General features: G+C 43.3%; 13 protein-coding genes and 2 tRNA genes. 11 read left to right on the top strand and 4 right to left on the bottom strand.

Annotated features, from left to right (window positions below; all coding sequences use genetic code 11):
* Positions 1-150 precede the first annotated feature (150 nt).
* The 3 genes from F9K33_07330 (at position 151) to F9K33_07320 (ending at position 9,101) form a co-directional block, all read left to right on the top strand.
* Positions 151-3,936 carry a hypothetical protein gene (locus tag F9K33_07330; GenBank protein KAB2879972.1) on the top strand — a complete coding sequence of 1,262 codons (3,786 nt, stop codon included), beginning with the start codon at positions 151-153 and terminating at the stop codon, positions 3,934-3,936.
* A gap of 47 nt (positions 3,937-3,983) precedes the next feature.
* Entirely contained in the window at positions 3,984-7,433 is a 3,450-nt protein-coding gene (locus F9K33_07325) for a hypothetical protein (GenBank protein KAB2879971.1), read from the top strand.
* Positions 7,434-7,568: 135 nt separating this feature from the next.
* Complete coding sequence (locus tag F9K33_07320; protein KAB2879970.1) at positions 7,569-9,101, top strand: gluconokinase; 1,533 nt, start codon at positions 7,569-7,571, stop codon at positions 9,099-9,101.
* A 72-nt stretch (positions 9,102-9,173) separates the two neighbouring features.
* Here F9K33_07320 and F9K33_07315 read toward each other — a convergent pair whose 3' ends face one another.
* Entirely contained in the window at positions 9,174-9,512 is a 339-nt protein-coding gene (locus F9K33_07315) for a DUF4234 domain-containing protein (GenBank protein KAB2879969.1), read from the bottom strand.
* 163 nt (positions 9,513-9,675) lie between these two features.
* Between F9K33_07315 and F9K33_07310 the strand changes: the two genes are divergently transcribed.
* On the top strand, positions 9,676-10,101 hold the full coding sequence (locus tag F9K33_07310) for a hypothetical protein (protein KAB2879968.1): 426 nt from the start codon (positions 9,676-9,678) through the stop codon (positions 10,099-10,101).
* 53 nt (positions 10,102-10,154) lie between these two features.
* Here the strand turns inward: F9K33_07310 and F9K33_07305 are convergent.
* A tRNA-Arg gene (locus F9K33_07305) sits at positions 10,155-10,228 on the bottom strand.
* A 44-nt stretch (positions 10,229-10,272) separates the two neighbouring features.
* Positions 10,273-10,346 (bottom strand) — tRNA-Arg (locus tag F9K33_07300).
* Between the two features lie 174 nt (positions 10,347-10,520).
* On the opposite strand from F9K33_07300, the gene F9K33_07295 reads away from it, so the two are divergent.
* Complete coding sequence (locus F9K33_07295) at positions 10,521-12,422, top strand: acyl-CoA dehydrogenase (protein KAB2879967.1); 1,902 nt, start codon at positions 10,521-10,523, stop codon at positions 12,420-12,422.
* Between the two features lie 136 nt (positions 12,423-12,558).
* Here the strand turns inward: F9K33_07295 and fdhD are convergent, their stop codons facing one another.
* On the bottom strand, positions 12,559-13,377 hold the full coding sequence (fdhD, locus tag F9K33_07290) for a formate dehydrogenase accessory sulfurtransferase FdhD (protein ID KAB2879966.1): 819 nt from the start codon (positions 13,375-13,377) through the stop codon (positions 12,559-12,561).
* A 233-nt stretch (positions 13,378-13,610) separates the two neighbouring features.
* Here fdhD and typA point away from each other — a divergent pair, with 233 nt between their 5' ends.
* The 6 genes from typA (at position 13,611) to rimM (ending at position 19,804) form a co-directional block, all read left to right on the top strand.
* Positions 13,611-15,482 carry a translational GTPase TypA gene (gene typA / locus F9K33_07285; protein ID KAB2879965.1) on the top strand — a complete coding sequence of 624 codons (1,872 nt, stop codon included), beginning with the start codon at positions 13,611-13,613 and terminating at the stop codon, positions 15,480-15,482.
* Positions 15,483-15,494: 12 nt separating this feature from the next.
* The gene (locus tag F9K33_07280) at positions 15,495-16,832 is read left to right on the top strand and encodes a signal recognition particle protein (protein ID KAB2879964.1); all 1,338 of its coding nucleotides are present in this window, start codon (positions 15,495-15,497) and stop codon (positions 16,830-16,832) included.
* 9 nt (positions 16,833-16,841) lie between these two features.
* Positions 16,842-18,422: a hypothetical protein gene (locus tag F9K33_07275; protein ID KAB2879963.1), complete on the top strand. Its 1,581-nt coding sequence runs from the start codon at positions 16,842-16,844 to the stop codon at positions 18,420-18,422.
* Between the two features lie 120 nt (positions 18,423-18,542).
* Entirely contained in the window at positions 18,543-18,965 is a 423-nt protein-coding gene (gene rpsP / locus F9K33_07270) for a 30S ribosomal protein S16 (GenBank protein KAB2879962.1), read from the top strand.
* Positions 18,966-19,045: 80 nt separating this feature from the next.
* Positions 19,046-19,276, top strand: a complete 231-nt coding sequence (locus F9K33_07265; GenBank protein KAB2879961.1) for a KH domain-containing protein — start codon at positions 19,046-19,048, stop codon at positions 19,274-19,276.
* A gap of 12 nt (positions 19,277-19,288) precedes the next feature.
* Positions 19,289-19,804: a 16S rRNA processing protein RimM gene (gene rimM / locus F9K33_07260; protein KAB2879960.1), complete on the top strand. Its 516-nt coding sequence runs from the start codon at positions 19,289-19,291 to the stop codon at positions 19,802-19,804.
* Positions 19,805-19,822 lie beyond the last annotated feature (18 nt).

The raw sequence follows: 19,822 nt of genomic DNA, 5'->3' as shown, positions 1-19,822 counted from the left end.
TGATAATAACCCCTCCTCTGCCTAAATTAATTCAGCTACGCTAAGTCTTATCCGAACTCATATAACCGCTTAATAATAAATTTAAGTCACCTATTTTTATATAATACTTCCCTCAGATCAAAATTTGACGAAGCAACGTTTCGAAAATTTATGATACGTAAAATTCTGATCATCTTCATACTTATTTTCCTGAGCGCGCGCGGCTTCTTGTTAGCACAAAAGGGCAACGTCAAATTCCACCATATTTCACTTGAGCAGGAATTGTCCCACGGTACGGTGTATTCCATTCTGCAGGATCGAAAAGGATTCCTTTGGGTTGCGACGGAAGGTGGCCTTAACCGATACGACGGATATGAGATCAAGACCTTTATGCATGATCCTATGGATTCGAATTCAATCGCCAATGGCAATATAAGCTCAATACTGGAAGATCGGTATGGATTCCTTTGGCTGGCCACTTGGGGAGGCGGGCTGGATCGATACGACCCGGCGAACGAAAAATTTTATCATTATAAACACAATCCATCAAAGTCTCAAAGTATCAGCGATGATCGAGTGCAAACGCTTTTTGAAGACAGCAAAGGGAACCTTTGGGTCGGAACGTACAGCGGAGGCCTGAATCTTTTTAATATAGAAAAGGAAACTTTTTCGGTATTTAAACACGATCCGTCGAATCCGTCCAGCATTAGCCATGATCGTATATGGGCTATTGCAGAAGATTCATCCGGGAATTTATGGTTTGGAACCAACGACGGATTAAATAAACTCTCTGCCGCTTCAACACAAAACAGATTTATTACTTATAAAAATATACCCGGAAACAGCACATCCATAAGTCACAACTTTGTTCGTTCTCTTTATGTTGATCGTGTGGGACAACTTTGGGTCGGAACGCAAAGCGGGTTGAACAGAATGGATTCAGAAACCTTGGAGTGCACTAGATATCTCAGCCCTAATAATAACATCAATTCGATATATGAAGACAAGAACGGTTTTATATGGTTCGGAACATTAGAAAGCGGACTGATAAAATACGATCCGAAAACTGACCGTCTTTTTCAGTTTACGAATGAAGCTTTTAATCCGAACAGTCTGAGTCAAAACGACGTGCGGGTCATTTACGCAGATAGAACCGATAACTTGTGGATAGGGACTCGCGGAGGTGGATTGAACAAACTGGATCTCAAACCTTCAAAATTCAATCTCATCTCGAATAATCCAGCCAATGCCAACAGTCTTATTGATAATCGTGTGTGGGCGATTTACGAAGAAGAAAAAAAAGAGGGTAATATCCTTTGGATTAGTACGGATAAAGGCCTGGACAGATACGATGTCGCAAACGATCGTTTTACTCATTATGTGAATGACCGGACTGACCCCAACAGCATCAGCAGCAATTTTACCCGCGGAATTTTCCAGGATACAGACGGCTATATTTGGGTCGGCACGAGCGGCGGCGGTGTAAATCGTTTAGACCCGCGAACCGGGAAATTCAAACGGTACACAAACGATCCGAAAAATTCCGCGAGTCTCAGCGATAATCGCGTGCGAGTGATTCACGGAGACGACGACGGCATTCTTTGGATAGGTACCTATAAAGGACTGAACAGATTTGATCCGATGACGGGGTTATTCAAATCTTTCCAATATGCTTCCAACAATCCACAGAGTTTAAGCAGCAGCGAAGTTCGAGCAATCGCAGAGGATAGGAACGGTAACCTGTGGATCGGCACGTACGGCGGCGGTGTAAATCGATTTGATAAGAAAACAGAGCGGTTCGTTAGGTATATGCATACTGATAGCGATGTGAACAGCATTAGCGGCAATGATATTTTATCCATTGCAGCGGATCCCGATGGACGGACAATATGGATTGGAACACAAGGCAGCGGGCTCAATCGTTTCGACATTCAAACGGAAAAAAATACGCGAATTACAACGAATGACGGATTGGCCAACGATGTAGTGCACGGCATTCTGATTGATGCAAAAGGGAATCTATGGATCAGTACGAATAAAGGACTCAGTAAGTTCAATGTGCATTCACCGCATTCACTAGGAAATGGAATGGAAAACGAGCACTGGAGCTCGTTCAGAAATTACGATGTGCACGACGGGCTTCAGAGCAATATTTTCGGCCAGGGCGCCTATTATAAGAACAGGAAAGGGCGAATGTATTTCGGAGGCGTCGGCGGTATTAATTTCTTTGACCCGGACGATGTGAAAGGCAGTCCTTTTTCTCCGGTCGTCGTGATCACGGAATTCAGAAAGTTTGACAAACCGGTCTATCTTGGCCGCGCATTGCAGGACATAAGTGCGATAGAGCTCTCATATAAAGATAATTTCTTTTCTTTTGAATTTGCCGCTCTTGATTTTACCCTGCCCGAGAAAAATCAATACCAATATATGTTGGAAGGATTTGATCCTGAATGGAGTAATGCAGGCTATCGCCGTTATGCAACGTATACTAACGTGAATCCAGGCACCTATTATTTTAAGGTCAACGGCTCGAATAATGACAATGTTTGGTCGAAAGATCCGGTTGTGATCAAAATCGTAATTGTACCGCCATTCTGGAAAACATGGTGGTTCATCATTCTTACGGTCACCGTACTGTCTCTTATTATCTACGCAGGTTATAACTATCGAATTCGAAACATTCAAACTCAAAAATTTGTACTCGAAAGAGAGGTTGCAGAACGTACCGCCGAACTCAAACGAAGCAAAGACGAGCTGGAAAAGATAAATGAAATTGTCAAATCGATAAATTCGGAATTTAATTTTGCGGACGTGCTTCAATCTATTCTAGAAAAAAGCACTCAGATTAAATACGTGGAACGAGCTTGTGCCCTGACTTATGATAACAACCGACGTGTGTTTAGATACGTCGCAAGCGCGGGATGGGATATGCAGGAGTTGCAGCATATTACATTGACCCCGGAAGAAGCTGAAGCAAGGTATGGTAAGGAAGCGAAAGTCGTAGCGGAAGACATATCTATTGTGAGGAATGTTTTTCGTCAGGCCGGGTCTGAAAAAATGACGCACATGCCTTATCCGAAATGTATGTTGATCATGAAGATCAGAATAAAAGATACGGTCGAAGGTTATTTGGTTTTTGATAACATGACGGATGAAAATGCCTTTAATGACGAAAATTTTGGAATTTTGATAAGTCTCAAGGAACACTTTATTTCTGCCTTTATAAAGACTCGCCTTTTGGAAGATCTTAAATTACTCAATGATAAGAAAAACGAATTTCTGGGTATCGCCGCACACGATCTGCGCAACCCGTTAGGAACGATCAACGGATATCTTAAAATCATGCTGGAGGATCTGGAAAATAATGTTTTCGATTCGGAAGAAAGTAAAGACGACCTGAAGTCGATGATCAAAACGTCGGAGCACATGAACCGTCTGATCGCAGAATTGCTTGATATCTCAGCTATAGAGTCAGGTAAAGTGCATATGAATACGCAGAGAATAAACCTCATGGAGATTTTAGAGGAACGCGAGAAACTGCACCAGCGCTCCGCTTTACAGAAAAATATCCGAATGATTTTTAATAAGGATATCGACCGCTTGGAGATAAATGCCGATTGGGCCCGGATTTCAGAAGTGTTAGATAATCTTATCAGCAATGCAATTAAATTTACTTTTCCTGGAGGAAATGTTGTTGTTACATGTCTGCGGGATGCCGATGCGGTTGTTATTCACGTCGAAGATACCGGACAGGGGTTTAGCCAGGACGATCTGAAAAATGTTTTTGTCAGTTTTAAGAAATTGAGCGCGCGCCCTACAGGCGGCGAAAGCAGCACCGGGCTCGGGCTGGCTATCGTAAAAAAAGTTGTAGAAATGCATGGAGGCAGAGTGTGGGTCGAAAGTGAAAAAGGAAAGGGTTCCGTATTTAGTTTTTCACTTCCTCTCCCGGCGTCCTGAGGTTATTTTAAATAGTATTCATAAAGGTAAATGGAGAATATATCCGTATGAGATTAATAAAAGCTATCATGATGGTTCTGGTTATCGGAATACAGCCATCCGTAGTCAATGCACAGATGAATTCTGTGCGATTTGACCAAGTGACAGGCAGCGATGGCTTGTCGCAAAGCACCATTAGTTCCATTCTGCAGGACAGCAGGGGGTACATGTGGTTTGGTACTCGCAACGGGCTTAACAAATTCGACGGGTACGTGTTTACGGTGTATAAAACCGTTCCTACCGACCCGATGTCCTTATCGGATAATTGGATCACGGCCATCTGTGAAGATACTTTATCGAATTTGTGGGTTGCTACTATCAATAAAGGGCTCAATAGATTTGATCGCAAAACCGGCGTTTTTACTCACTTTCTGGCCGATACATCCCAGCCCGATCATATCAGTCATAATAGCGTGAATGCGCTTTACGCCGACCAAAACGGAAATATCTGGGTTGGCACGCAAAACGGGCTGAATAAATTGACCACGAAGGAAGTTTCCGGGAAAACGGATTTTGTGATCGAGAATATTACTGGATTAAGTGATAATTGGATCACCGTGTTATTCGTTGAAGCAAACGGCGATGTTTGGGCCGGAACAAAAAAAGGATTAAATTTATATTCTAATGGTAACGTGACTCATTTCCGCAGTGACTTTAACTCGCCGAACCGAATCACAAGTGAATCCATTACGGCAATCGCGCAGGATCATGCCGGAATTATTTGGGTAGGTACAGAGGATGGGGGTTTGAATAGGATAGATCGATCACAATCACCTGCAAGGATATCTTTCTATCAGCACCATGAGGCCAACCCCAACTCGATTAGCGATAACGCAGTCGCCTCGCTTTGTGTGGATGGAAAAGACCAAATATGGGTAGGTACGAATGAAGGACTAAATGTTCTTGATGCCGCACGGCAAAAGTTTATGGTCTATAAAAACATGCCGACCGATCCTTCCAGTCTGAGTGATAATGAAGTGCGCTCCCTTTTTATTGATAGATCGGATATTCTTTGGATCGGAACTTACGGCGGCGGCGGCATAAATAAACTGGATCTTAAACGGGGAAAATTTAAACATTTCAAACATTCACCCGAAAACCCTAACAGCCTGGGTAATAATATTGTCCGGTCGTTTTGTGAAAGTAAATCCGGCCTCATTTGGATAGGCACTCACGACGGCCTTAATAAGTTTGACCCGTTGCTTGGTACATTCAAGTCTTATCGTCACACCATGTCAAACCCCCGCAGTTTGAGTAATGATGAAGTGCGTTCGATAGCCGAAGATGAAAAAGGTATTCTTTGGATCGGCACAGAAGGCGGAGGATTGAATAAGTATGATCCGGGAAACGAAGGTGTGTTCATTCATTACAAACACAATGCCGCCAATTCGCAAACCATAAGTAATAACGACATCAGTTGTATTACTATCGGCCGTTTTGGAAATATCTGGATAGGTACGTTTGGGGGAGGTCTAGATCAGTTGACGAATGAGAATGGGGTAGAGAAATTTGTTCATTATAAAAATGATCCAAATGACGAGAACAGCTTGAGTGAAAATCGAGTCAGTTCTCTTTTTATGGACAGTCGAAATGTTTTGTGGGTAGGCACTTTTGGAGGTGGACTGAATAAATTACACCTTGATGACCGGGGCAGAACTGCGGATCATAAATTCATTCGTTATCAAAACGATCCGCAAAATCCACTGAGTATCGGAAGCGATGTGATATTTTCCATCAATGAAGACAAAAACGGCCATATTTGGATTGGAACGAACGCAGGCTTGAATAAGTTGGTTACGAACGAGCGCGGGGAAGATGTTTTTGTGAGGTTACAGGAACGCGACGGTCTGCCCGATAACTACGTTTACGGGATCATTCCGGATGAAGAAGGTAACTTGTGGCTTAGCACGGTTCAAGGCCTTTCCCGCTTCAGCCCAGCGGGAGAAAAAGGTACGTTCAAAAATTATGACGTAAAGGACGGCCTGCAAAATAATGAATTTAAGTTTGGCTCCTATCATAAAGGATTGAGCGGCACATTTTATTTTGGCGGTACGTTTGGATTTAATTCGTTTAAGCCCGATGAAGTGAAGGATAACCAGCATGCACCGTCGCTCGTCTTTACGGCATTTAAACGATACAGCCGTTCTGATAAATTGTTGTTGGATACGGACCATACGACCGTAGATAATAAAAAGGAATTTGTGCTTCCTTACAATGAGGATTTTTCTTTTGAATATGCCGCGTTGGATTATACGAACTCTGAAAAAAATAATTACTCCTATTTTCTTCAGGGATTTGACAAGGAATGGATATTAGCCGGCTCTCGTCGTTTTGTTAATTACACTAATCTTGATCATGGCGACTATATTTTCCGGGTAAAAGGCACTAATAATGACGGCGTGTGGAACGACGAAGGCGTGTCAGTCAAGATAACAATCTTACCGCCATTTTGGAAAACATGGTGGTTCCGGATCCTTTCCGTTATTGCCTTGGCGGCGATCAGTGTATCATTGTTTCGTTATCGGGTGCGTCATATTCAAATGGAAAAAGACCGACTGGAAATTGAAGTTGCGGAGCGAACCAGGGAAATTTTGCGCCAAAGAGACGATCTCAAAAATATCAATTACAAACTTGAGAACACGTTACAGACTTTGCAGGCGACGCAGACTCAGTTGGTACATGCGGAAAAAATGTCTGCACTTGGGCAGATGGTGGCCGGCATTGCCCATGAAATAAATAATCCGCTCACGTTCGTGGACGGTAACCTGTATATTCTGGAAGATCATATCAGCCGTTGGGACAGCATCATTTCCGATTACGAAAAAATAATTGAAACGAATGACGTTCAAAAAATCAAATCCGGAATGGAAACGATAAAGAAAAACCACGAATATGATTTTGTAAAACGCGATACATTGGCAATTATCCTTTCATGCAAGAAAGGATCTCAGCGAATTAAGGTCATTGTCGAAGAATTGCGCAAGTTCTCGCGCGTAGATGCCAGCGGTATGATACTTTATGACGTCCACGAAGGTATAGAATCGACGCTGGCTATACTGCGCCCGCATTACGAAGGACGGATCGAGATTGTCAGGGAATTCAGCACATTGCCTATGGTTGAAGCATTACCCGGACTGCTCAATCAGGTTTTTCTGAGTATATTAACCAACGCAACCGAAGCGATTCGTGAAAAAGGGATGATTCGGATTGTGACAAGAAAAGAAGATGACGATCACATCGCTATTCACTTTAAAGATAACGGCGTGGGCATGAGCGCAGCAGTCGTACGGAGCGTTTTTGATCCATTCTTTACCACCAAAGACATCGGAAAAGGAATGGGGCTTGGCTTATCAGTCAGCTATGGAATCGTCAAAAAACACAACGGCGATATTGAAGTGGAAAGTCATGAAGGTAAAGGCTCCGAATTCAAGATTATTTTACCTATAAACCATACTTAAGGAGCAAGGCAGTGAGCATCAAATAACCCTTGACCCTTCGGTTTAATTTCGATAAAATTAGAAACACCATTCTATCTCATCGTCACATATTTTACAAACTATGAATACGACTGCTTTATCCATTCGGAGGAATTTATGAAGACGCAAACGAATCAGCCTATTAAGCTGAAAAATGCACAACGACCGCTTATCCTGGCCATTGATATAGGTACGTCCTCTACCAGAGCATTGGTTTACGACGCTTTGGGGCGGCCGGTGAAAAATCTTATGCATCAGGTCGGGTATTTGTTTACGACAAGCCAGGATGGCGGCGTGTATGCCGATCCTAAATTTATTGTGGACAGTACGGCCGAATGTATCGACAAAATTATGGAAGAACTTGGGAAACATGCGGGTGAGGTCAAAGCAGTAGGTTTTGATACCTTTTGGCATAATTTGATGGGCGTCGATAAAAGCGGTAAACCGACGACCGCACTGATCAGTTGGGCCGACACACGCCCGCGTTTGGTGATAGATGCATTAAAACAAAAGTTAAATCCGGAGGAAATTCACAGCCGCACGGGATGCGTTATTCATCCAAGCTACTTGCCGGCAAAGCTGATGTGGTTCAACGAAGAACATAACGAGACTTTTATCAAGACAGATAAGTGGATGTCAATCGGCGAATACCTCTACTATGTTTTTTTTGAAAAAGCGGTTTGCAGTATTTCCATGGCATCCGGAACAGGGTTATTAAATCAGAACACATGCAAATGGGATGAAAAAGTTTTTGCCGTAATGCCTATTACTCCGCAAAATCTTTCTGAACTTGGGGATATGGATACACCGCTGCAGGGATTAAAATCAACCTATGCGAAGCGTTGGCCGACTCTGGTCGATATTCCCTGGTTTCCCGCAGTAGGTGACGGTGCGAGTTCCAACGTCGGCACGGGATGCGTTGCGAAAGATCAGCTTTGTATCGTGATGGGCACATCGGGCGCTTTGCGGGTGTGCTGGGAAGCTGACTCGGTAATTATTCCGCCGGAATTGTGGGTTTATCGCGTAGACAAAAAAAGATTTTTAATGGGCGGTGCCTTAAGCGACGGCGGGAATTTGAGGAAATGGATCGTGTCCCATCTCGGAGTTGAGGGAGGGAAAAAAGGCGTGGATAAAGCTATGAACGAATGTAAACCGGATGGCCACGGACTTACCGTTCTGCCCTTTTGGGCGGGCGAGCGAAGCACCGGATGGCATGAAAATGCCCGTGGTATGATATATGGACTCAATCTGAACAGTTCAAGGGAGGAAATCGTCCGCGCAACAATGGAAAGCGTGAGTTATCGTTATGCGGCGGTGTATGATATTTTTAACCGTCAAAATATGCCTATCAAAAAAATTATTGCTTCAGGAGGAGGGTTCATTGATTCGGAAGTGCTGACGCAAATTATGTCCGATGTCATGGGATTACCTGTAACGCAATCAGGCGAGCAGGAAGGTTCTGCCCGTGGAGCTGCGATATTGGCTTTGGAAGGTATCGGATCAGTTCGGAACGCTGCAGAAATTCCGATGCCGCTGGGCCGCACCTTTAATCCTAACACGCAGAATCATGAAATTTATAAAGCAGCAAGAGAGCGGCAGAACAATATGTACAATCTCATCGCTCAGCGTTGGTGGGAAAAGGGAATGTAAGAGTTGCTTATTAGTATAAAATAAAAATCCCCGGTTCAATTGAAGCGGGGATTTTCAATTATATACAATTTATCAAACAGAAGTTGCAGGGATTTCAGCGCGCTTATTAAGATCCATCTGCACGAGAAACCAGACTGCCGGCGAAAAGACAAGCCATAACACAAAAAGTAACCAGCGGTTCATTTTTTCCGTGGACACCTTCTCATATAATTCGCCGTATTTATAGTAGGAATAAAAAGCGCCGAACGGAATAAATAGTAATACAGTCCACAATCCCGGAGACGCTTCAGGATCATTGGCAATTCCTTTTAGTTCACTCGCCGTTTGATAGAACCAGTAAATCGCGTAAATACCCAGCGTGATAATCACCAGGAACACCTGAGCTACCATATTTCTTTTTTTGACCTGCATAATTACTCCTCCTTTTGGGTGGGATATCAATTTAGAAATAATATGTATCTATAATTTAGACGTTTAGCGACGCAAAATCAAAAAATATTCATTATTTCCAATTTTTTTTGTAATTTTTATGAGGCTGCATGAACTATACTCCTTATAACAGAAGGAGGAATACATGAGACACTTAATCCTAACTCTTTTGGTTTCAGTTTTGTTTGGCTGCAGCCACGATAGGGCGCCTGTAGAAAACTCAACAGTATACGGGGTAACGGTATTTACGGACAAAACGGATTACATTCGTAATGAAAAAACCATTATTACAATCTATAACAATACGAATGAAAGCGTGGTTTTTCAGGGATGTTTGAGTAACGTATATTATTACCGGGACAAATGGGTGGAAGATCAATGGGTTCAGTGGACCAGTTTGGTGTGCCCGGATTCGCTTATGGAAGAAATGACAATTGATCCGTATACGAACATGTCTGATTCACTTGTCGTTCACAAGCCGGGAACGTACCGATTCCGATACCCTCTTTTTTGGAATGGCGACATAAATGATCCAGATACCATTACCTCAAATAGTTTTACGATCCATTAAGTAGAATCCGGCGCAAAAATAAAAAAGGACGAATCTTTTCTCGTCCTTTTTAGTACGCCCTACAGGATTTGAACCTGTAACCCTCGGTTCCGAAGACCGATGCTCTATCCAATTGAGCTAAGGGCGCATGCAATAAAAACCTCGGGGTAGTTCTTGAGGAATTTTCATTCGTAGGCCCGACAGGACTCGAACCTGTTACCCTCTGCTTAGAAGGCAGATGCTCTATCCAGATGAGCTACGGGCCCATAAATATATTCAGCGTCGCGAATATAACAGGAATGAGGTTTCAGTGCAAGGTTAATTTTTGATAATGGCCAATGATTTTGATTGAATTTCTGCTTACTATTTATCTATATTATTTAGTAACTTGCTATTAAAGCAATATCTTAGACCAAATCTATTTGCCGGAAGGATTTATTATGTCACAAGATATACCTGCCAATGGAAAGAAAAAACATCTGACTGAAGATGAAGCACGCGAAGTTGCCGAAGCTGCGCGTGAGAGTAAATGGGATCGCCCTAGTTTTCTTCGTGAAATTTTTCTCGGAAATTTAAGGTTAAACCTTGTTCATCCGTTCCCCCAAGCGGAAGGGATTAACCGGCCGGAATTCCAGGAATTCTACGCCAAGATGAAAAAGTTTCTTGAAGAAGACGTGGATTCCGACAAGATCGACCGGGATGGAAAAATTCCTGACGAGATTCGACATCGATTGGCGAAGCTGGGCGCCTTCGGTATGAAGATCAAAAAAGAATATGGCGGGTTGGAATTTACCCAGGCGGAATACAACAAGGTTATGCAACTGGTTGGAAGCCAGGACGGGAATGTAGCCGCACTTTTATCGGCGCATCAATCGATCGGTTTGCCTCAACCGCTTAAGACATTCGGCACTGAAGAACAAAAGAAAAAATACCTGCCCCGTGTTGCACGCGGTGAAGTGTCGGCATTTGCATTGACCGAAGCGGAAGTCGGCTCTGATCCGGCGAATTTGCATTCCACAGTTGAAGATACGGACAACGGCCAGGCGTTTATTCTCAACGGCGAAAAATTATGGTGCACTAACGGAACTATCGCTGACCTCATCGTGGTCATGGCAAAACATAAAGAAGACAATGCGATCAGCGCATTCATTATAGAAACAAGCTGGCCTGGCGTTAAAGTCGAACACCGTTGCCATTTTATGGGACTGAAAGCATTGGAGAACGGGGTAATTTCGTTTAAGAATGTCCGTGTGCCAAAAGAAAATTTGCTTTGGCAACGGGGTAAAGGCCTGAAACTTGCTCTCATTACTCTTAATACGGGACGACTGACTATTCCCGCCATTTGTGCCGGCACTGCAAAAGCGTGCGTCGAAGTGGTTCGTAAATGGGGACGGTCGCGCGTGCAATGGGGACAGCCGGTGGGCAAGCATGAAGCGATCGCGCAAAAGATTGCCGATATGGCGTCAATGACTTTCGCAATGGAATCCGTTTCAGATATTGCAACCGCGATGTCGGATAAGGGATATGATATTCGCCTTGAAGCGGCCGTTGCTAAAATGTATAACACGGAAGCCGGCTGGAAGATTGTTGACGATACCCTGCAGGTTCGCGGCGGACGGGGTTATGAAACAGCAGATTCTTTGCGCGCGCGCGGTGATGAACCGATTCCGATCGAGCGCGCCATGCGCGATTTTAGGATTAACTTGATCTTTGAAGGTTCCAGCGAGATCATGCGCCTTTTTATTGCGCGGGAAGCCGTCGATAAACATCTGGATGTCGCATGGAGCATGATCAATCCGAAATCGACCATGGGACAGCGGTTGGGCGCATTGCCTAAGGTCATAGCCTTCTACGCCGTATGGTATCCGTCGCGCTGGTTGGGCTGGTCTTTCTGGCCGAGATACAGTGAGTTTGGCAAATTGGCGCGTCACATGCGATTTGTTAATCGCACGACGCGAAAATTATCCCGAGAGATTTTTCACGGGATGATGCGTCATCAGGCTAAATTAGCTTATAAACAGGCCTTCTTATTTCGTGTAGTGGATATCGGAGCGGAACTTTTTGCGATGGCTTCAACCATGAGCCGCGCCCTTAAATTATCCAAAGAAGGGAATCATGACGCCTGCGAGCTGGCCGATCTTTTTTGCCGCAATGCCCGTCGACGCGTAAAGATTTTACTTAAAGGTCTGTGGAATAATGATGATGTTTTTAAATATGGAATTGCCAAGAATATATTGAACGATAAATATACCTGGATGGAAGAAGGTATTTCTGGATTTATAAAGCCGGAAAAAAAGACGGTCTCAGTCCAGGGGATGAAAGCGGAAAAAACGTTGGCGTGAGTTAAAAATAATAGGACACTCGAAAACCTCGTCAGCATTGTGCAGACGAGGCTTTTTTTATTCAGTGATTTCGCGGAAAGTTTTTCCTCGATTAGTAAGCATTAGCTTGGAAGAAAATCAGTTATAGTATTTCGATTCATCTTATTCGTTCCGCGTTTGTATAAACATTAAACCGGTCGTCTCGCAAAAATCCTATCAAAGTGATCCCAAATTCGTGCGCTACTTTTACCGCTAAATGGGAAGGCGCGGATACGGCTGCAAGAATAGGGATACGCGCGCTTAATGTCTTCTGAACAATTTCATAACTCAAACGGCCGCTGACCATAAGAATCTGTATAGGCAAAGGCAGAAGCTCTCGCAGCCAGGCATCTCCGATGATCTTATCTACGGCATTGTGCCGCCCGATGTCCTCTCGCAAACAAATGGATTCACCTCTTGCATCGAATAATCCCGCCGCATGTAAACCGCCCGTATAATGAAAAATTTTCTGCGCTGATCGCATTTGATTTGGGAGGTCAAGCAGGACATGCGGAGGAACGGTCATCGTGGACTCAATTCGTGTAAATCCCTTTGCGCGAAGATCCTCGATTGACGTTCTGCCGCAAATACCACAGCTGGCGTTAACAAAAGAATAACGGTTAAGGCTTTCTGAATGCTTGATCTTTGCAAAAGTTCCGGTATCGACCTGTATGAAAGTAGAGTTCGGAGTTCTTTGTTCAATGCTGCGAACCTGAGAATAATTAGTAATAAGTCCTTCTGAAAAAAGAAAACCAATACCGAGTTCATCGTCGTGGCCTGGTGTGCGCATAGTAGTCGCTAGCAGTCTAGTGGTTTCATCATCGTCTTGCCAGACATGAATCTCCAGCGGTTCTTCTACTGTGAGCGTATCTCCTGCCTCATGCCATTTACCGGAACGATAGGAGTGAATGACAAATTTTTCAGTAGACTTTTTCATCGGATTTGGAAAAATTACGTATATGTTTATAATTCAAAATAGGCAATCTAAATTAAAAATAAAAGGGAAGTATTCGCCCAGTCCTGCCTTATATTAAAGAAAGGATCACTGAATATTTGAATGGCGAAATAATTAAAAAACCTTGTTTTTATAGGTGTGTTGCTATATATTTGGCGCACTTTGGTAAAAACAGCTAATGTGTTGATTTTTTTACGTTATAAGAACGGAGAAGTATGATCGAAGATGCGGACGTTATTGAAAAAAAAGAAAGTGAATCGATTGTGGAATTAAGAAAGGATATTCGAAATATTGCGATCATCGCTCACGTCGATCATGGGAAAACCACATTGGTTGACAAGATGCTGCAGCAAACCGGCGCGTATCGTGACAATCAGAAAATTACCGACCGCGTGATGGATTCCAATGACCTCGAACGTGAGCGCGGCATAACGATTCTTGCAAAAAACACGTCCATTCGTTATAAAGATACTAAAATCAATATCGTTGATACGCCTGGTCACGCGGATTTCGGCGGCGAGGTGGAACGTATCCTGAAAATGGTCGACGGCGTATTACTGCTCGTAGACGCGTTTGACGGACCGATGCCGCAAACAAAATTTGTTTTGAAGAAATCGCTAGAACTGAATCTGACCCCGATCGTAGTGATCAATAAAATCGACCGTCCCGGCGCCCGTCCTCACGAGGTGTTGGACGAAGTGTTCAGCTTATTTCTTGAGCTTGGTGCCAACGACCATCAGTTGGATTTTACGACAGTCTATTCTTCCGCTAAATTAGGTTACGCAAAATATGAACTGGATCAGGATAGTGATAATTTAGATCCGCTTTTTGATTCCATAGTTTCTACCATTCCTCTGCCGCCGGGCGATAAAGAATCACCGTTTCAAATGTTGGTGACGAATATTGATTACTCGGATTTTCTCGGACGGATTTCAATTGGCCGTATCACGCGCGGTTTGGTCAAACTGGGCCAGCAAGTGACCGTGATCAAGAAAGACGGGAGTCAATACAACGGAAAAGTGGTTAAGTTGTATGCATTTGAAAAGCTAAAACGCGAAGAAGTGGATGAAGCGTATGCCGGCGAAATCGTATCCATTGCGGGGCTAGAAGAAATACAGATCGGCGAAACGATTGCCGATCCGAAAAACCCGGAGGCGCTCGAACCGATTCATATCGATGAGCCGACGATCTCGATGAACTTCATCGTAAATAATTCTCCGTTTGCCGGGCTGGATGGTAAGTTTGTCACTTCCCGCCATTTGCGCGAGAGATTGTACAAAGAACTGTTATCCAATTTGGCACTGAAAGTTGAAGACACCGAAAGCATGGATACGTTCAAAGTTTCCGGACGCGGTGAACTTCATTTATGCATCCTGATCGAAACTATGCGCCGCGAAGGGTATGAGTTTCAGGTTTCCCGTCCCGAAGTGATTTTGAAGAAGATGGACGGTCAGATGATGGAACCGATGGAGTATTTGGTCATTGATGTGCCTGAACAATATATGGGCGTCGTAATCGAGAAACTCGGAAAACGCAAAGCGGAAATGAAAAACCTCATTCATCTTGAAAACGGGCAGGTGAAAATCGAGTTCGTAATTCCGGCGCGCGGCTTGATCGGGTATCGCGGTGATTTTTTGACCGATACACGCGGAACGGGCGTGATCTATCATAATTTTCACGATTATCAGCCTTATAAAGGCGACATACCGGGACGCAGCAATGGGGTAATGATTTCAATGGAAAACACGGAAACGTCCGCGTTTGCATTATGGAATTTGCAGGAACGCGGCATGCTGATCGTGGGCCCGACGATAGCCGTATACGAAGGTATGATCATCGGTGAACATTCCCGCGACAATGATATTGTAGTGAATGTCGGGAAAGGAAAAAAATTAACGAATATGCGCGCATCGGGCACTGATGATGCCGTTCGACTCGATACGATCCATCCGTTGAGTCTTGAAGATTACATCGAATTTATCAATGACGATGAATTGGTCGAGATAACGCCGTTAAATTTGCGTCTGCGAAAGAAGTTGCTTAAAGAAACCGACCGCCGCAGAGATGAAAGAAGAAAAAGGGATTAAGAAAATCAGAGTATGTTCAACGATCTGTCACTAAAAATCGAAAGCGTCTTTCGCAAACTCGGCGGGCGCACTTCGATCAACGAGAAAAATATTTCCGATGCGTTGCGTGAAATTCGTGTTGCGCTCCTGGAAGCAGACGTTAATTTCAAAGTTGTCAAGGAATTTATCGAACAGGCGACAACCAAGGCATTAGGACAAGACGTTCTTCACAGCGTTAGTCCCGGCGAGCAATTTGTCAAAATTATCCATGACGAATTGGTCGCCATGCTGGGCGGCGAAAATGCTCCGATCCGGCATGCGGGGATGCCTCCGACTGTGATCATGATCGTCGGGCTTCAGGGTTCAGGTAAAACAACCTTCAGCGGAAAGTTGGCTCAGTATCTGATCAAACGAGGCAAACGGCCAATGCTCGTTGCCGCCGACGTATATCGTCCTGCTGCGGCGGAGCAACTCCAGGTGCTTGGGCAGTCGCTTGGCGTTTTGACTTTTACGCCGGAAGAAGCCAAAACAAACGATCCGGTAAAAATTTGTTTCGACTCCATTACGTATGCACGTCAGCACACAAAGGATGTGGTTATCCTCGATACCGCCGGCCGCCTCCACATTGACGACACGCTGATGAAAGAACTTGAGCATATCAAACTCAAGAGCAAGCCGAGTGAAATTCTCTTTGTTGCGGACGGTATGACCGGACAAGATGCGGTTAATACGGCGAAGGAATTTGTTAGCCGCCTGGATTTTGACGGCGTGGTGCTGACGAAACTTGACGGCGATACCCGCGGGGGCGCTGCGCTTTCCATTCGCAGCATTACGGGCAAGCCGATCAAGTTCATTAGTACCGGCGAAAAAATGGATGCGATGGAAGAATTTCATCCTGAGCGAATGGCATCGCGTATATTGGGAATGGGCGACATTGTAAGCCTCGTTGAAAAAGCTCAAGAAACCATTGATATCGAAAAAGCACAGCAACTGGAAGAAAAATTCCGTAAAAACGAATTTACGCTCGAAGATTTTGCCGACCAACTTAAACAGATAAAAAAATTAGGTTCACTTGAAAGTATTCTCGGTATGATCCCGGGTGTCGGCAACAAGATAAAAAATTTGAATATTGATGATAAAACGCTTGTTCGGATGGAAGCGATCGTGTCTTCCATGACGCCGAAAGAGCGCGTACGACCGCAAATTTTGGACGGGAGGAGACGCATGCGGGTTGCAAAGGGCAGCGGATCGTCAGTGCAGGATGTCAATCGGCTATTGAAACAATTTGGCGATATGCAGAAAATGATGAAAAAAATGGGCAAAATGAATCCAGCGGATATGATGAAAATGATGCCGTTCGGAAAAATGTAGGGATTTTCCATGAGAATTTTGTTTTTGACAATTGCTGTTTTGTCTGGTACCAACTTATTTTCTCAGGAACTTAATTATTCTTCGGATGAAGAAAAAACAATTCTAGTAAACAAAGCCTTCCGCGATTCAACGGACATTTGTAAATTGATAATGGTATCCGAGGGCATTAATGATTCGGTCAAGTGGGTTCATTGGCAGTCTAGTCTCAAAATGACAAATGATTACTTGAAGAGTGAAATAAAACCTAAATACAATATTGAGAAAAAGGCACGCATAATTTACGCATTCTTGCACAAAAACATTTTTAGAAAATATATTGAAAATACCCGTCTTTCGAAGATCTTTATAGACAGAACCTATAATTGCTTTACAGCGAGTGTTTTGTTTTATCAATTATGCGGATCCTTTTCAATTCCCGTAACCTTGTATGCTTCTCCAACTCATATTTATCCGGTTGTAACGACCGAAGACGGAAACCAAGTAAAAGTTGAAATGACAGATGCGGTTTCGGGATATGATTCGAAAGAAGATAAGGAAGAGACCATTAAATTTCTTTTACGTTATAAATTCATAACAACAGATGAACTCAAATCAAAAGGGATAGATGCGGTTTATAATGAATTCGTTGATCGTTCCGAGCCGGCTCACAAGGATAAAGTACTCGCTATATCATATTCAAATTTAGGAGTCTCTTATTTGGATGAACAAAAGAATTCAGATGCTCTGAGTTCTTTTGAAAAAGCAGTTTTTTTGGATTCTTCAAATCAAAAATTTAGTCAATTGTACAGGCTAACCTTCGGAGAATGGTGTGATCGATTGTCATACAAAAACCAATTTGTTGAACTCGAATCCGTGCTTACAAGAGGTTTAGAAATGATGCATCGTGATACTGTATTTGTTGCGGCTGTTTTACCATTGTTGGGCAACGTTATTAATTACTATGTTGCAGATCGTTTTGATTTTGTAAAAGGTCAAAAAGTGTTAGAAAAAACAAGGTTAACCATTCCGCAAGATTCAAGTCTTCTGAAGCAGTTAGCAAATTACGATAGAACTCTCTCTTATAATTGGGCAATTTCAGATTATAACAAAGGAAATTACAAGAAGGCCTTTGAAAAAATAGAATCACTTTATTTACAGAATGTTGAAGATTCAAAAGTAACCGAAACCTACGTGAATTTTGGTTGTCATTACGCAAATAGTTTATCACGCTCAGGTAACTCTAAATTTGCATTGTCGCTCATGGATTCGCTTCTTATGAAGTTTACTGAATATGCAATTGTTAAGGAAACTTTTTGCACAATAGTTACATTCAATGTACTGAATTCTGACCTAATGAAGACGAATGCTAAATTAGCAAAGGAGCAGTTGTTAAGAGCCTATGAAATTGATTCATCCAATGCATATATAAACAGAGCTTTGGCTTACGTTTACCACGAAACTGCCATGGCGAAAGTTAGAGAGTTCAATTTGTATGCAGCACGTGAGATAATTCTGGAAGGCCTGAAGCATTTACCTAACAGTGCAGAATTAAAAGAAGATTTATCAATAATTGAAAAACAAATAAGAAACAATAGGAGTAATAAAAAGTAATAAAAAGCAATAAAAATATTGATTATGAACGTTGAATTTAATAAAATTATGACCCTTAGAGAATATCTGGAAATTTGTTAACTTTATATATTTCATTATTTCAAACGGAGGATATCGAACTTGGTTAAATTAAGAATGCAAAGAGGCGGGAAGACGCACAGACCTTTTTACAAAATTGTTGCGACTCACGGCACGCGCAAACGCGACGGCGATTATATTGAACGTATCGGCAGTTATGATTCTATCGTGACGCCGCCCAAAGTCACCATCGATGAAGCAAAAGCGCTGAAGTGGTTGTCTCAGGGCGCGCAGCCCTCTGATACGGTCAAAAGCCTTCTTCGTAAAGCCGGTATTTTGCACAAGTGGAGATTGACGGCTAAAGGAATGGCAGCGGAAGAAATTCAGGCGGAAATGGAAAAGTGGCGCGCCAAGCAAGGCGAAAAAGCTGCGGCCAAACGCGTAAAAAAGACCAAAGCGTTGAAGAAGAAAACGGAAACAAAAGCAGAGGTTAAGACCGAACCGGCTGCACCGGCGGCCGAATAATAAATTGGGCGTCTCCCGCTCATCGGAACTATATCGAAGTGCGACAGAACTAGAAACTCTAACTTGAAGGAGGCATCGCGATGCAGAACTTTATTGAGTTCGTAGTCAAACACCTGGTTGACAAACCGGAAGAGGTAGTGGTATCGGAAATTGACGGAGAACGAGTAACGGTTTTCGAACTAAAAGTTGGACAAGGCGATCTCGGCAAAGTGATTGGGAAACGCGGTCAAAACGCCAAAGCGCTCAGGACACTTTTGGCTGCCGCTTCTGCCCGAGCCGGGAAACGCGCCGTTTTGGAAATATTAGAGTAAGTAAGACAGTTCGTGGATGATTTAAATCTGTATCGTATTGCAAAGATACTGCGCGGGCATGGAATAAAGGGCGAATTGAAGTTTACGCCGGTGAATAAGCACTTTGATAAGATGAACACCGGGATCAAATTATATCTGGCAGATCGGTTTAACAAAGTCCAGGAAGTTCAGATAGAGAAAATTCGGATTACGCAAACGGAGGGAATTGTAAAGTTTAAAGAGATTGCGGACCGTACGGAAGCCGATAAGTTTTCCGGCGGTTATTTGCTCATTGACAAATCGGATTTGCCCAAGTTACCGAAGAATGAATTTTATGTGGAAGATCTCATCGGCATGGATATCGTTGATGAGACCGGAAGAAAAAGAGGCGTTTTGAATGATATCTATTCGCAGTCGGCTTATGATATCTACGAAGTGCTTCACGACGGGAAAAAAAGCCTTATTCCGGCGGTAGAGGAATTTGTCACGTTTATTGACAAGAAGAAAAGGACAATAACTGTTCATGTTATTGACGGGTTGATAGAATAGTCCCATATGGGACAAATG

Source organism: bacterium (genome assembly GCA_008933615.1).
GTDB lineage: Bacteria > CLD3 > CLD3 > SB21 > SB21 > SB21.
This window is presented reverse-complemented; position numbering and strand designations above follow the sequence as displayed.